The organism is Solimonas soli DSM 21787, assembly GCF_000474945.1.
In the GTDB taxonomy this organism is placed as follows: Bacteria; Pseudomonadota; Gammaproteobacteria; order Nevskiales; family Nevskiaceae; genus Solimonas; species Solimonas soli.
In genome coordinates this window covers 111,055-124,751 of record NZ_AXDW01000007.1, presented here as the reverse complement: position 1 = coordinate 124,751, position 13,697 = coordinate 111,055, and the positions used below count along the sequence as shown (strand labels likewise).

General features: G+C 68.5%; 13 protein-coding genes. 6 read left to right on the top strand and 7 right to left on the bottom strand.

Annotated elements, in window-relative coordinates; all coding sequences use genetic code 11:
* Positions 1-69: 69 nt before the first annotated feature.
* On the bottom strand, positions 70-1,419 hold the full coding sequence (gene mgtE, locus K344_RS0104945; protein WP_028079728.1) for a magnesium transporter: 1,350 nt from the start codon (positions 1,417-1,419) through the stop codon (positions 70-72).
* 198 nt (positions 1,420-1,617) lie between these two features.
* On the opposite strand from mgtE, the gene K344_RS23835 reads away from it, so the two are divergent.
* Positions 1,618-2,061 (top strand): hypothetical protein, encoded by a 444-nt coding sequence (locus K344_RS23835; RefSeq protein WP_157622774.1) that lies wholly within the window; start codon positions 1,618-1,620, stop codon positions 2,059-2,061.
* Between the two features lie 6 nt (positions 2,062-2,067).
* On the opposite strand, the gene urtE is transcribed toward K344_RS23835, so the two are convergent.
* The 6 genes from urtE to K344_RS0104910 all read right to left on the bottom strand — a co-directional run bounded on the left by urtE (position 2,068) and on the right by K344_RS0104910 (position 8,986).
* On the bottom strand, positions 2,068-2,784 hold the full coding sequence (urtE, locus tag K344_RS0104935) for an urea ABC transporter ATP-binding subunit UrtE (protein WP_028079727.1): 717 nt from the start codon (positions 2,782-2,784) through the stop codon (positions 2,068-2,070).
* Positions 2,785-2,789: 5 nt separating this feature from the next.
* Complete coding sequence (urtD, locus tag K344_RS0104930) at positions 2,790-3,590, bottom strand: urea ABC transporter ATP-binding protein UrtD (RefSeq protein WP_028079726.1); 801 nt, start codon at positions 3,588-3,590, stop codon at positions 2,790-2,792.
* On the bottom strand, positions 3,587-4,720 hold the full coding sequence (urtC, locus tag K344_RS0104925; RefSeq protein WP_051361909.1) for an urea ABC transporter permease subunit UrtC: 1,134 nt from the start codon (positions 4,718-4,720) through the stop codon (positions 3,587-3,589). The genes urtD and urtC overlap by 4 nt, the downstream gene beginning before the upstream one ends.
* 2 nt (positions 4,721-4,722) lie before the next feature.
* Entirely contained in the window at positions 4,723-6,408 is a 1,686-nt protein-coding gene (gene urtB, locus K344_RS0104920) for an urea ABC transporter permease subunit UrtB (protein WP_245586114.1), read from the bottom strand.
* Positions 6,409-6,555: 147 nt separating this feature from the next.
* Positions 6,556-7,848, bottom strand: coding sequence for an urea ABC transporter substrate-binding protein (gene urtA, locus K344_RS0104915; protein ID WP_028079723.1), 1,293 nt, complete (start codon positions 7,846-7,848; stop codon positions 6,556-6,558).
* Between the two features lie 28 nt (positions 7,849-7,876).
* Complete coding sequence (locus tag K344_RS0104910; RefSeq protein WP_157622773.1) at positions 7,877-8,986, bottom strand: porin; 1,110 nt, start codon at positions 8,984-8,986, stop codon at positions 7,877-7,879.
* 322 nt (positions 8,987-9,308) lie between these two features.
* On the opposite strand from K344_RS0104910, the gene K344_RS0104905 reads away from it, so the two are divergent.
* The 5 genes from K344_RS0104905 to K344_RS0104885 all read left to right on the top strand — a co-directional run bounded on the left by K344_RS0104905 (position 9,309) and on the right by K344_RS0104885 (position 13,694).
* Positions 9,309-10,169, top strand: coding sequence for an urease accessory protein UreD (locus K344_RS0104905; RefSeq protein WP_245586113.1), 861 nt, complete (start codon positions 9,309-9,311; stop codon positions 10,167-10,169).
* An 8-nt stretch (positions 10,170-10,177) separates the two neighbouring features.
* On the top strand, positions 10,178-10,480 hold the full coding sequence (locus K344_RS0104900) for an urease subunit gamma (protein WP_028079720.1): 303 nt from the start codon (positions 10,178-10,180) through the stop codon (positions 10,478-10,480).
* Positions 10,481-10,484: 4 nt separating this feature from the next.
* Positions 10,485-10,790, top strand: coding sequence for an urease subunit beta (locus K344_RS0104895; protein ID WP_028079719.1), 306 nt, complete (start codon positions 10,485-10,487; stop codon positions 10,788-10,790).
* Between the two features lie 2 nt (positions 10,791-10,792).
* Positions 10,793-12,505 carry an urease subunit alpha gene (gene ureC, locus K344_RS0104890; protein ID WP_028079718.1) on the top strand — a complete coding sequence of 571 codons (1,713 nt, stop codon included), beginning with the start codon at positions 10,793-10,795 and terminating at the stop codon, positions 12,503-12,505.
* A gap of 676 nt (positions 12,506-13,181) precedes the next feature.
* Positions 13,182-13,694 (top strand): urease accessory protein UreE, encoded by a 513-nt coding sequence (locus K344_RS0104885; protein ID WP_028079717.1) that lies wholly within the window; start codon positions 13,182-13,184, stop codon positions 13,692-13,694.
* Positions 13,695-13,697 lie beyond the last annotated feature (3 nt).

The following is a 13,697-nucleotide window of genomic DNA, read 5'->3' as shown; positions in this document are numbered from 1 at the left end:
GCGATGCGCTTTGCCGGTCGCCCCTCACCCCAACCCCTCCCCACGTCCGTGGGGAGGGGGAGACAAGGCTCACAGCAGGATCAGCGTGCCCAGCGACAGCAGGCTGAAGAAGCCGCAGACGTCGGTGAAGGTGGTCAGGATCACGCTGCCGGCGAGCGCCGGGTCGACGCCGAATTTCTTCAGGGTCAGCGGCACGAAGATGCCGGCCAGCGCGGCGATGGTCTGGTTGATGACGATGGCCATGCCGACGACCAGCGCCAGCAGCGGACTGTGGAACCAGATCCAGGCCGTCGTGCCGACGACGAGCGCCCACAGCACGCCGTTGACGGCGGCGACCGCCAGTTCCTTGCGCAGCAGCGGCTGCCAGTTGTGCCAGCCGATCTGGCCGAGCGCGAGGCCGCGGATCATCAGGGTCAGCGTCTGGCTGCCGCCGATGCCGCCCATGCTGGCCACGACGGGCATCAGCACGGCGAGGGCGACGACCTTGCTGATCGAGCCCTCGAACAGATCGACGACCGAGGATGCGAGAAAGGCCGTCAGCAGGTTGATGCCGAGCCAGATCGCGCGCCGCTTCGCCGCGCCGCGCACCGGCGCGAAGATGTCCTCGTCCTCGTCGAGGCCGGCCATCGACATCAGCTTGTGCTCGGATTCGCGGCGGATGACGTCGACCACGTCGTCGATCGTGATGCGGCCGATCAGGCGGTTGCGCTCGTCGAGCACCGGCGCCGACACGAGGTCGGCGTGCTCGAAACGCTGCGCGACCTGTTCTTCCTTCATCGTCGCCGGCATCGTTTCGCGATCGCGCTCCATCACGCCGGAGACGAGCTCGTCCGGCGCGCGCGTGAGGATCGCCGCCAGCGGCAGCGCGCCGAGATAGTGCGCGTAGCGGTCGACCACGAACAGCGCGTCGGTGTGCGACGGCAGCTCGCCGCGCAGGCGCAGATAGCGCTGCACGACGTCGAGCGTCACGTCCGGCCGCACCGTCACCGTGTCGGTGTTCATCAGGCCGCCGGCGGTGTCCGGCTCGTAGGCCAGCACCGATTCGAGGCGCGCGCGGTCGTCGGCGTCGAGCGCCTTCAGGACCTGCTGGGTGACGGTTTCGGGCAGATGCTCGATGAAGTCGGCGAGGTCGTCGATGTCGAGCTCTTCGGCGGCGGCGACCAGCTCGTTGACGTCCATCTGCTTGATCAGCTCGTCGCGCACGTCCTCGCCGAGATGCAGCAGCACCTCGCCGTCGTCCTCGGGGCTGACCATGTTCCAGACGATGGCGCGCTGCCGCGGCGGCAGCGACTCGAGCAGGTCGGCGATCTCGGAGGGGTTCAGCGCGTGCAGGGCACGGCGCGCCGGCAGCAGCCGGCCGCTGGCCAGCCGCTCGCGCAGCAGATTCACCGCCGCAGCCGCGTGCTCACGCTCCGCCATCGTTCCTCCGGGGGAAGGCCATCACTTTCTCGCCGCCGTCGCGGCTGCGGCCAGCTTAAAGGCGCGCTCTGACCACTATCTGAATGCCGCGCCCGGCGGCGGGCGCGAGCATGCCGGAACGCGGCGCGGATGTCGAAGTTTCCCGCCGCCCGCGCGCTTCACCGGCCGTTCAAGCGGCGGCCTCCGTTCGCGGAGACGATGACGAGGACGGCGAACGGGATCGTGATGTGCGGCTTCGCGGCGCTGGCGGCGGCGGGATGTCGCCAGCAGCACGACGATGCCGGGCCGGCGCCGCTGCCCGAAGCCGCTGCCCGAAGCCGCGCAGGCGCCGGCCGCGCCGCCGGCCGTGCCCGTCGATTCGATGCGCCCGGCGCTGCAGTTCTGGTTCGGCCGCTGGAGCGGGCCGGAAGCACCTGGCTCGATCCGGCGGCGAGCGGCGACCACGACCGCGTGAAGATCCGCACGCTCGACGGCGAGACGCGCTACGAAGGCCGCGCGGCCGGCGACCACATCGACTTCGAGCGCAATGGCAGCAGCGCATCGATCGGCGCCAGCGACGGCGCCGCGACCGGCATGAAGTGGCTGGCGGACAAGAAGGACTGCCTGACGATCGAGAGCGGCGAAGGCTGCTGCCGCGACTGAGTGGCCTCACACCGTGAGGTGCTGCCTGACGATCTCGTCGCTGAGTCCGGCGATCGGCCCGCCGGCGACGAGGCGGCCTTTGTCGAGCACGCGGAATTCGCTGGCGACGCGGCGTGCGAACGGCAGCTTCTGCTCGACGATCAGCACGGTCAGGCCGGTCTCGAGGTTGAGGCGGAGCAGCAAATCGCCGATCTCGTGCACGATGTTCGGCTGGATGCCTTCGCAGGGCTCGTCGAGGATCAGCAATTGCGGCTGCAGCAGCAGCGCGCGGCCGATCGCCAGCTGCTGCTGCTGGCCGCCGGAGAGATCGCCGCCGCGGCGGCGCAGCATCTGCTTGAGCACCGGGAACGTCGCGTAGACGCGGTCGAGCGCGTCGGCCGGGCGTTCGCGTTTGGCGATCAGGCCCATGCGCAGGTTCTCCTCCACGCTGAGCTGGCTGAAGATCTCGCGGCCCTGCGGCACGAAGCCGATGCCGAGCGCGGCGCGCTGCTCGGCGCCGAGTTTGCGTAGATCGGTGCCGCCGTCGTAGACGATCTCGCCGGACGTCGCCGGCACCAGGCCCATCACGCAACGCAGCAGGGTGGTCTTGCCCATGCCGTTGCGACCCATGAGGCAGGTGATGGAGCCGCGCGCGACGTCGAGGCTGACATCCCAGAGCGTGTGGCTGCCGCCATAGAACTGGTTGAGCGAGCGGATCTGCAGAAGGTTGCTGGCTTCGCTCATCGTCATCACTCGCCCAGATAGACTTCGACGACACGCGGATTCGCCTGCACGTCGTCGATGCTGCCCTCGGCGAGCACGCTGCCCTCGTGCAGGACCGTCACCGTGCGCGCGATCGAACGCACGAAATCCATGTCGTGTTCGACGACGACGACCGAGCGTGTTCCGGCCAGCGACACCAGCAGCTCGGCGGTGCGCTCCGTTTCCTGCGGCGTCATGCCGGCGACCGGCTCGTCGACCAGCAGCAGCTGCGGGTCCTGCATCAGCAGCATGCCGATCTCCAGCCACTGCTTCTGGCCGTGCGACAGGCTGCCGGCGATGGCGTCGCGGCGATCGGCGAGGCCGATCGTTCTCAACACCTCGGCGATGCGGTCGAGCTGTTCGCCGTCGAGCCGCGCGACCAGCAGCCGCCACGGCGAGCGCGTGCCGGCCATCGCCAGTTCGAGGTTCTCGAACACCGTGTGGTTCGGAAACACCGTCGGCTTCTGGAACTTGCGGCCGATGCCGGCCTGCGCGATCTCCGGCTCGCTGAGCGTCAGCAGGTCGATGGTCTGGCCGAACCAGGCCGAGCCGCTGTCGGGGCGCGTCTTGCCGGTGATCACGTCCATCATCGTCGTCTTGCCGGCGCCGTTCGGACCGATGATGCAGCGCAGCTCGCCGACCTCGATGTAGAGGTTCAGATGGTTGAGCGCCCTGAAGCCATCGAAGCTGACGCTGACGTCCTCGACGTACAGGATGATGTTGTTGGCGATGTCGACCTTCGGCTGCGACGAACGACGGCCCAGGTATTGCCGCTGGGTGCCTCTCATGCCGAAGCCTCCTTCGGCGGCGCCGGTCTCCTGAGACGCGCCTGCAGCTGCGCGATCAGGCCGACGATGCCCTGCGGCAGGAACAGCGTCACGCCGACGAACAGTCCGCCGAGCGCGAACAGCCAGACCTCGGGCAGCGCGCCGGTGAACCAGGTCTTCGCGTAGTTGACGAGCAGCGCGCCGAGCGCGGCGCCGTACAGCGTGCCGCGGCCGCCGACGGCGACCCACACGACGATCTCGATGGCGCCGATCGGCGCGAATTCGCTCGGGTTGATGATGCCGACCTGCGGCACGTACAGCGCGCCGGCGACGGCCGCGAGCAGCGCCGAGAACACCCACACCCAGAGCTTCACGTTCTCGACGCGGTAGCCGATGAAGCGCGTGCGGCTCTCGGCATCGCGCACCGCTTCGATGACGCGGCCGAGGCGCGAGGCGATCACCGCGCGGCAGGCGGCGTAGGCGAGGCCCAGCGCGAGCGCCGAGGCGAGGAACAGCGCGACGCGCACGCCGGGTTTCTGCAGATCGAAGCCGAGCAGGTCCTTGAAGTCGGTGAGGCCGTTGTTGCCGCCGAAGCCCATCTCGTTGCGGAAGAAGGCGAGCAGCAGCGCGTAGGTCAGCGCCTGGGTGATGATCGACAGGTACACGCCGGTGACGCGCGAGCGGAAGGCGAACCAGCCGAAGGCATAGGCCAGCAGGCCCGGCACCAGCAGCACCATCAGCATCGCGAACCAGAACGTGTCCATGCCGTGCCAGAACCACGGCAGTTCCTTCCAGTTGAGGAACACCATGAAGTCCGGCAGCAGCGGATCGCCGTAGACGCCGCGCGTGCCGATCTGCCGCATCAGGTACATGCCCATGGCGTAGCCGCCGAGCGCGAAGAACGCCGTATGGCCGAGGCTGAGGATGCCGCAGTAACCCCAGACCAGATCGACGGCGATCGCCAGCAGCGCGTAGCACAGGTACTTGCCGAGCAGGGCGACGGTGTAGGTCGGCACGTGCAGCGCCGAGCTTTCGGCGACGCCGAGATTGAGGACCGGCACCAGTACGGCGGCGAGCAGCAGCACCGCGTAGAACGCGCGGCTGCCGCGTTCCGTCCACAGCGTGCCGAGCAGGCTCTTGGATTGCGTCATCGTCAACCTTCCGCGGCGCGGCCCTTCTGCGGGAACAGGCCCCGCGGCCGGCGCTGGATGAAGAGGATCAGGAACAGCAGCACGAGAATCTTCGCCATCACCGCGCCGGCGTAGGGTTCGAGCAGCTTGCTGACGACCCCGAGCGACATGCCGCTGATCAGCGTGCCCCACAGGCTGCCGACGCCGCCGAACACGACCACCATGAACGAATCGATGATGTAGCTCTGGCCGAGGTTCGGGCCGACGTTGGTGAGCTGCGACAGCGCCACGCCGGCGACGCCGGCGACGCCGGAGCCGAGGCCGAAGGTCAGCGCGTCGATCCATTCGGTGCGCACGCCCATGGCGCGCGCCATGGCGCGGTTCTGCGAGACCGCGCGCACCTTCAGGCCCAGCGAGGTGCGCTTGAGCACCAGCAGCAGCGCCACGAACACCAGCAGCATGAAGGCGACGATGTACAGGCGGTTCCAGGTCAGCGACAGCGCGTCGTTGACGACCCACGAGCCGCTCATGAACTCGGGCGTCGACACCGAGCGGTTCAGCGGCGAGAACACGCTGCGCACCAGCTGCTGCAGGATCAGCGACAGGCCGAAGGTGGCGAGCAGCGTTTCGAGGGGCCGGCCGTAGAGGAAGCGCACGATGCCGCGCTCGATCGCGACGCCGGCGACGCCGGCGACCACGAACGCCATCGGCACCGACAGCAGCGTCGCCGCGGTGATGTGCTGCGGCAGGATCTGCTGCATCACGTAGGCCGTGTAGGCGCCGAGCATCATCAGCTCGCCGTGCGCCATGTTGATGACGCCCATGACGCCGAAGGTGATGGCGAGGCCGATCGCCGACAGCACCAGCACCGAGCCGAGCGACAGGCCGAAGAACAGCGTCTCGACAGCGCCGTAGACCGAGCGCATGGCGTCGATGTGGCTCAGCGCCTGGCGCGCGGCGATGCGCACGCGCTCGTCCGCCTCGCGGCTGGCGCCGGCCTCGTCGGTCGCGACCAGGGCCTGCAGCGCGTTGTAGACCTCCGGGCTCAGCTCGCCGTCGAGCTTTTGCACGGCGGCGAGCCGCGCGTCGGCGCTGTCGCTGGCCAGATCGGCGGTGGCGAGGCCGACGTCGATCGCCCGGCGCACCTTGTCGTCCGGTTCCTGATCGCGGCGCGCGCGCAGCGCGTCGATCGTCGCGCCGTCGAGCGAGCGCAGCGATTCCTGCACGGCGGCGAGGCGCCGCGCCGGATCGACATCGGCGAGATCGAGCTGCGCGAGCAGGCCCTTCAGAGTCTTGCGCAGCATGTTGTTGCTGCCGATCCTGCTCAGATCCGCGCTCGCGGCGCTGCCGAGCGCGGCGCCGCTGAACGGATCATGGATCGGCACCGTTTCGCTTTCGCTTTCGCCTTCGACGACCACGACGCGGTGATGGGCATCGCTGTACAGGCGGCCATCGAGCAGCGCGCGCAGCACCGGGCCGGCCTGGGCGCCGGCGGTCTGCACGAGCCGTTCGCAGATCGCCTGCTTGTCGGCATAGCTCGCGTCGGGCAGGGCGGCGACCAGGGCGGCGGGCTGCTGGAGGTCGCCGACGGCGGCTGCCGCGGCGGCGCGCTCGTCCTGGGCGATGACCGGGCGCGCGCCGAGCGCCAGGGCGAAGGCGCCGGCGGCGAGCAGCACGCGGAGCAGAGGGCGGACGGTCGATACGTTCACGGTGTTCGTTCCGTTGCGGGAGCGATTCCCGGCATGGCTCATGCAGCGTCGCTCACTGCATGAGCCATGCCGGCAATGACTCCGGAGGCGGACTCCGGATTTGTCGTCCGGAGTCCGCTTCGCGGCTTCAAGTCACGAAGGCTCGGCTCAGAAGTTCTGCCCGGAGCACTTCTTCGTGGTCGTGTTGTAGTTGCCGCACTTCAAGGTGACCCAGTCGGCCTCGATATCCTTGCTGCCCGGCAGGAAGTCCGACCACGCATCGCCCGGCACTTCGCTCTTGGTCTTCCAGACCACGTCGAACTGGCCGTCGTCGCGCACTTCGCCGATGTACACCGGCTTGGTGATGTGGTGGTTCGGCAGGACCTTGGCGACGCCGCCGGTGAGGTTCGGCGTTTCCAGGCCCGGCAGCGTGTCGATGACCTTGCTGACGTCGGTGGTCTTGGCCTTCTCGACCGCCTTCACCCAGAGCTTGAAGCCGATCACCGTCGCCTCCATCGGATCGTTGAACGTGCGCTTGTCGTTCTTGATGAACTTGTGCCACTGCGCGATGGCCGCCTTGTTGGCCGGCGTGTCGATCGATTCGAAGTAGTTCCAGGCGGCGAGATGGCCGACCAGCGGCTTGGTGTCGAGACCGGCGAGTTCTTCTTCGCCGACCGAGAAGGCCACGACCGGGATGTCCTCGGCCGAAATCTTCTGGTTGCCGAGCTCCTTGTAGAACGGCACGTTGGCGTCGCCGTTGATCGTCGAGACGACCGCGGTCTTCTTGCCGGCCGAACCGAAGGTCTTGATCTTCGACACCTCGCTCTGCCAGTCGGAGAAACCGAACGGCGTGTAGTTGATCATGATGTCGGCCGCCGCCACGCCCTTGGACTTCAGGTAGGCCTCGAGGATCTTGTTGGTCGTGCGCGGGTAGACGTAGTCGGTGCCTTCGAGCACCCAGCGCTTCACGCCGACGTCCTTCATCAGGTAGTCGACGGCCGGGATCGCCTGCTGGTTCGGCGCGGCGCCGGTGTAGAAGACGTTCTTGCTCGACTCCTCGCCTTCGTACTGCACCGGATAGAACAGCAGGCCGTTCAGTTCCTCGACGACCGGCAGCACGCTCTTGCGCGACACCGAGGTCCAGCAGCCGAAGATCACGTCGACCTTGTCCTTGGCCAGCAGCTCGCGCGCCTTCTCGGCGAACAGCGGCCAGTTCGAGGCCGGATCGACGACCACCGGCTCCAGCTTCTTGCCGAGGATGCCGCCCTTCTTGTTCTGCTCGTCGATCATCATCAGGACGGTGTCCTTCAGCGTGGTCTCCGAGATCGCCATGGTGCCGGACAGCGAGTGCAGCACGCCGACCTTGATGGTGTCGGCGGCCTGCGCGCCCAGCGACAGGCCGAGCAGCAGCGGGGCGGCGGCCATCGCGACCGCGGTACGGATCAGATTCCTGCGTTGCATGTAAAGACTCCTGGGTTCGTTGTGCGGATCAGATCTGCAGCTGCAGACCGATGCCGACCTGTTGCGTGTCGCCGGGCGCGTGCTTGTAGTCGCTGTCGATGTAGAACAGGCTCACGCGCGCGTTGAAGGCCTTGATGACGTAGTTGACGTCGAGCTCCGTGGTCGTCAGGTCGACGTCCTGGCCGGGCAGGTCGTAGCTGTTCGAGCCGTACTTGCCGAGCAGCTGGATCTGGCCGATGCCGATCTTCTGCGGGAACAGGAAGGCGGCGAGGCCGAAGAAGCCGTCGCTGGAATCCTGGCCGGCATAGCCGTAGCCGGAGAACGGTGCGTCGTAATGCGCGTATTCGCCTTCGAGGCTGAGCACGCCGCCGCCGGCGATCTTCTTCTCCATCAGGCCATCGACGGTGACGCCGGTGTCGCCGTCGACACCCTGCGCGGCGACGCCGAGCGCGAGGATGTCCTTGTCGCCGTAGTAGGTGCTGTTGAGGTAGTAGCCCGGCTCGGCATCCCAGAAGTCGTACTGCACGCGGCCGGCGACGACGACCTTGCTGCCATCGCCCGAGGCGGCGTTGGTCGACGGCACGTCGAACACGCCGAAGGACAGCTTCAGCTTGTCGAAGTCGCCCCAGTAGGCGACGCCGTTGTCGCGGCCGGCGGCGTAGAAGGGATAGCCGTCCTCGATGCCGTCGACGGCGAAACCCCAGTTGTTGGCGTAGTACGGGCCGTGCAGGTTGGCGCGGTCGCTCGGCGGCAGGAAGCGGCCGGCCCAGATGTTGAGCTGCGGCGAGAACTCGAAGCGGCCGATCGCGTCGATCACCTGCACCTTGCTGTCGGCCGTGTCGGCGCCGCTGTACTCGGTGTTGAGCGTGAACTTGATCTGGCCGGTGACGGCGCCGCTGACGTAGAGGCGCGCGCTGTTCAGGGTGAAATCGTTCGGCTTCTCGTCGCTGCCCTCGACGTCCGTGTTGGTGAAACTGCTGCGCAGGCCGGCGCCGATCGACAGCGGCGGCAGCGATATGTCGGCGGCGAAGGCCGGTGCCGTGCCGCCGACGGCGGCGATCAGCGGCAGCCAGCGCGCGGCCTTGATCACGCGACGTCGCATGGACGCCGCCACTTCACCAACATCGACCTTGTGCATCGTGTATCCCCTGTGCATGCGTCCCACCCGGACGAGAGTTCGTGAACCGGCCGCATCGACGTCGAGGCGGCCGGGCCCACGCAGTCTTCCGCAGCGGCGGACCGCCGCGGTATGGGGTGTTTGACGTAGGGCAGCGCGGCCCGCGGCACGGGATTTCACGCGGGCATTTGGGGCCACGTTAGCGCCGCGGCCGCGCGCCGCCCATGGGGCATTTGACGTAGGGGAGCCGCGTGCCGCCGGTGCGATGATGGCGCGGCGGCCGGATCGGCCGGCCGCCCGTCTTCCTTCCTCCGTCCGGCCCGGCATCCAGCCTCGCGAACCCGTGTACGACCTCGGCAGCAGCGCCATGCGGACCTTCGCGCATCAGCGCGTGCATGGCGCCGCCGTGCTCGGCTACCGTCGCGACGAACACGGCCGCACACGCCTCGCCGATCTCTATCAGCGCGCGCCCTGCCGCCTGCTGTTCCCGGACGCCGAGCACGACGAGCCGACGCAGGCCGTGCTGCTGACGACCAGCGGCGGGCTCACGGGCGGCGACCGGCTCGATTTCACGCTGCGCGTCGATGACGGCGCGCGGGTCGTCGTCAGCACGCAGGCCGCCGAGAAGCTGTATCGCGCGCTCGACGAGGAGGCCGACACGCGCGTCGACGTGCACCTGCGTGTCGGTGCCGGTGCCTGGGTCGAATGGCTGGCGCAGGAGACCATCCTGTTCGACGGCGCGCGCCTGCGTCGCCGGCTCGACGCCGAGCTTGCGCCCGCCGCGCGGCTGCTGGCCACCGAAAGCGTGGTGTTCGGCCGCCGCGCCATGGGCGAGGACTGGAGGCGCGGCCTGCTGCATGACGCCTGGCGCATCCGCCGCGATGGCCGCCTGATCTGGGCCGACGCCCTGCACCTCGCCGGCGACGTGGCCGCCGCGCGCGCCGCGCCGTTCGGCTTCGGCGACGCCGGCGCCTGCGCCACGCTGCTCTACGCCGGCGACGACGCCGAGGCGCAGCTGCCGCTGGCGCGCGCCCTGCTCGCCGATCACCCGGGCGCCGCGACGGCGTTCGGCGGCCTGCTGATCGCGCGCCTGCTCGCCGCCGACGCGGCGGCCCTGCGCCGTTCCCTGATCCATCTCGCCGGCGGTCTGCGGCAGGGCATCGCCGGCCTGCCGGCGCGCCTGCCGCGCGTCTGGTACTGCTGAAGGCTCACATGAATCTCACGCCACGCGAAAAGGACAAGCTGCTGGTGGCGATGGCCGCGCTGGTCGCGCGCCGTCGCCTCGAACGCGGCGTCAAGCTCAATCATCCGGAGGCGATCGCCCTGATCACCGACACCGTCGTCGAGGGCGCGCGCGATGGCCACAGCGTCGCCGCGCTGATGCAGGCCGGCGCGCAGGTGCTGACGCGCGCGCAGGTGATGGAGGGCATCGCCGAGATGATTCACGAGATCCAGGTCGAGGCGACCTTTCCCGACGGCACCAAGCTCGTCACCGTCCACCAGCCGATCCGGTGAAGCCATGATCCCCGGCGAAATCCTTTGTGCCGAAGGCGAGATCACCCTCAACGCGGACCGCGCCTCGCTGACGCTCGCCGTCGCCAACACCGGCGACCGGCCGGTGCAGGTCGGCAGTCATTACCACTTCGCCGAGACCAATCCGGCGCTGGCCTTCGATCGCGCCGCCGCGCGCGGCATGCGCCTCGACATCCCGGCCGGCACGGCGATGCGCTTCGAGCCGGGCCAGACGCGCGAGGTGCGGCTCGTCGCCTACGCCGGTGCGCGCACCGTCGTCGGTTTTCGCGGCGACGTGATGGGAGCGCTCTAGCCATGGCCACGACCCTCAGCCGCCGCGCCTACGCCGGCATGTACGGCCCGACGACCGGCGATCGCATCCGCCTCGCCGATACCGAGCTGTTCATCCGCATCGAGAAGGATTTCACCCTCTACGGCGAGGAAGTGAAGTTCGGCGGCGGCAAGGTGATCCGCGACGGCATGGGCCAGTCGCAGGCCAGCCGCGCCGACGGCGCCGTCGATACCGTCATCACCAATGCCGTGATCCTCGACCACTGGGGCATCGTCAAGGCCGACATCGGCCTGCGCGACGGGCGCATCGTGCGCATCGGCAAGGCCGGCAATCCGGACGTGCAGCCCGGCGTCGACATCATCGTCGGGCCCGGCACCGAGGTGATCGCCGGCGAAGGCCGCATCGTCACCGCCGGCGGCATCGATGCGCACATCCACTTCATCTGCCCGCAGCAGGTCGACGAGGCGCTGTACGCCGGCATCACGACCATGCTCGGCGGCGGCACCGGCCCCGCGCACGGCACGCTGGCGACGACCTGCACGCCGGGCCCCTGGCACCTGGCGCGCATGCTGCAGGCCTGCGAAGCGTTGCCGATGAACATCGGCCTGTTCGGCAAGGGCAACGCCAGCCGGCCGCGCGCGCTCGAGGAAATGGTGCTGGCCGGCGCCTGCGGCCTCAAGCTGCACGAGGACTGGGGCACGACGCCGGTGGCGATCGACTGCTGCATGACGGTGGCCGACCAGCTGGATGTGCAGGTCACGCTGCACACCGACACGCTCAACGAATCCGGCTTCGTCGAGAGCACGATCGCCGCCTTCAAGGGCCGCACCATCCACGCCTTCCACACCGAGGGTGCCGGCGGCGGCCACGCGCCGGACATCATCCGCGTCGCCGGCCTGCCGAACGTGCTGCCGTCGAGCACCAATCCGACGCGCCCGTACACCGTCAACACGCTCGACGAACATCTCGACATGCTGATGGTCTGCCACCACCTCGATCCGAAGATCGCCGAGGATGTCGCCTTCGCCGAGAGCCGCATCCGCAAGGAGACGATCGCCGCCGAGGACATCCTGCACGACCTCGGCGCGTTCTCGATGATGAGCTCCGACTCGCAGGCCATGGGCCGCGTCGGCGAGACGCCGCTGCGCTGCTGGCAGACCGCGCACAAGATGAAGCTGCAGCGCGGCCCGCTGGGCCCCGACGGCAACGGCGCCGACAACTTCCGCGCGCGCCGCTACATCGCCAAGTACACGATCAATCCCGCCATCGCGCACGGCATCAGCGAGCACGTCGGCTCGGTCGAGGTCGGCAAGCTCGCCGATCTCGTGGTCTGGTCGCCGGCCTTCTTCGGCGTCAAGCCCGATCTCGTCATCAAGAGCGGCAGCATCGTCGCCGCGCCGATGGGCGATCCCAATGCCAGCATCCCGACGCCGCAGCCCGTGCATTACCGGCCGATGTTCGGTGCGCTCGGCCGCGCCGGCATCGCCAGCTCGCTGCTGTTCGTCAGCCAGGCCTTCATCGACGTCGGCGGCGCTTCGCGCGTCGGCCTGTCGCGGCCGCTGGTGGCGGTGCGCAACACGCGCGGCGGCATCGGCAAGCGCAGCATGGTGCTGAACGATGCGATGCCGGACATCGAGGTCGATCCGGAGACCTACGAGGTGCGCGCCGATGGCGAGCTTTTGACCTGCGAGCCGGCGAAGGTGCTGCCGATGGCGCAGCGGTATTTTCTGTTTTGATGGACGCGCACACGATCACTGATTTCCTTCGCTCTTGTTCCCTCTCCCGCGTGCGGGAGAGGGCCAGGGAGAGGGCGGCGCGCAGCGCCGTGACTGCTCGTTCTGGCGGGCGCGTTGTTCGATCGGACTTTTTGATTTCGCCTGTCGGCGAGGTACTTTTCTTTGCTTGTGCACCAAAAAGTAGGCGCTTGGAGGCGAAGAAAAGTACCCAAAAGAAATCACATCCTGAGGGCCGCTCCGCTCGCTGTCGCGGCGGCAGAAGCCACAGCACGTCGCTATGCGACGTTGCCCCTCACCCTAACCCTCTCCCCGCAAGCGGGGAGAGGGAATCTGGTCTGTTGTCTTTCTTTGTCATTCCCGCGCAAGCGGTAATCCACGCGGAGCGTCGGTGCCGTGCTGTGGCTTTTGATGTTGGGCCCCTTTGCGTTGCGCCGAGGAGCACAGCCACGAAGGGAAGCAGCGGCCGAGTGTCTGAGCGATGCGCAGCATCGCGAGTTTCGGCCGCGCCCTTCGTGGCGAGCACCACAGGGTATCGCCGCGCAGCGGCGACGCAGAGCCAGGGTGTGCTTTCTCTTGCTTACTTCTCTTTGCACAAGCAAAGAGAAGTAAGTCGCCGCAAGGCGAAATCAGAAAGCTCAATTGAGAGGAACACTTTCAAAAGGGCAGAGGTCGCCTGATGCTCCGCGCCACTGAAATCATCCCCGCCGGCAGCTGGCCCCGCGAATCCGCGGTCGACCATATCGCTCTCGACCACGATGCCCGCCACCGCCGCCGCTTCCTCTACGTCGCCGAGGCCGGCACCGAGTTCCTGCTCGACCTGCCGCGCGCCACGCTGATCCATGACGGCGACGGCCTCAAGCTCGACGACGGCCGCATCATTCTCGTCAGCGCCGCGCCCGAGGCGCTCATCGAAGTGACGGCGGGCGACGCCGCGCAGCTCGTGCGCCTCGCCTGGCACATCGGCAATCGCCACCTGCCGGCGCAGCTCGGCGAAGACCGCATCCTGATTCGCCACGATCATGTGATCGTCGCGATGCTGCAGGGCCTCGGTGCGACGACGCGCGCGCTCGCGGCGCCGTTCACGCCGGAGTCCGGCGCCTATGCCGGCGGCCACGCGCACGGCAGCCACGCTCACGACGAGCCGGGCGGCGCCACGAACTTCGTCTACGTCGCCGGCCATGGACACTGACCC

Excerpts from the sequence above, each read along its gene's own strand:
- mgtE (WP_028079728.1), bottom strand. The coding sequence starts at position 1,419 with ATGGCGGAGCGTGAGCACGCGGCTGCGGCGGTGAATCTGCTGCGCGAG.
- K344_RS23835 (WP_157622774.1), top strand. The coding sequence starts at position 1,618 with ATGACGAGGACGGCGAACGGGATCGTGATGTGCGGCTTCGCGGCGCTG.
- urtE (WP_028079727.1), bottom strand. The coding sequence starts at position 2,784 with ATGAGCGAAGCCAGCAACCTTCTGCAGATCCGCTCGCTCAACCAGTTC.
- urtD (WP_028079726.1), bottom strand. The coding sequence starts at position 3,590 with ATGAGAGGCACCCAGCGGCAATACCTGGGCCGTCGTTCGTCGCAGCCG.
- urtC (WP_051361909.1), bottom strand. The coding sequence starts at position 4,720 with ATGACGCAATCCAAGAGCCTGCTCGGCACGCTGTGGACGGAACGCGGC.
- urtA (WP_028079723.1), bottom strand. The coding sequence starts at position 7,848 with ATGCAACGCAGGAATCTGATCCGTACCGCGGTCGCGATGGCCGCCGCC.
- K344_RS0104910 (WP_157622773.1), bottom strand. The coding sequence starts at position 8,986 with ATGCACAAGGTCGATGTTGGTGAAGTGGCGGCGTCCATGCGACGTCGC.
- K344_RS0104900 (WP_028079720.1), top strand. The coding sequence starts at position 10,178 with ATGAATCTCACGCCACGCGAAAAGGACAAGCTGCTGGTGGCGATGGCC.
- K344_RS0104895 (WP_028079719.1), top strand. The coding sequence starts at position 10,485 with ATGATCCCCGGCGAAATCCTTTGTGCCGAAGGCGAGATCACCCTCAAC.
- ureC (WP_028079718.1), top strand. The coding sequence starts at position 10,793 with ATGGCCACGACCCTCAGCCGCCGCGCCTACGCCGGCATGTACGGCCCG.
- K344_RS0104885 (WP_028079717.1), top strand. The coding sequence starts at position 13,182 with ATGCTCCGCGCCACTGAAATCATCCCCGCCGGCAGCTGGCCCCGCGAA.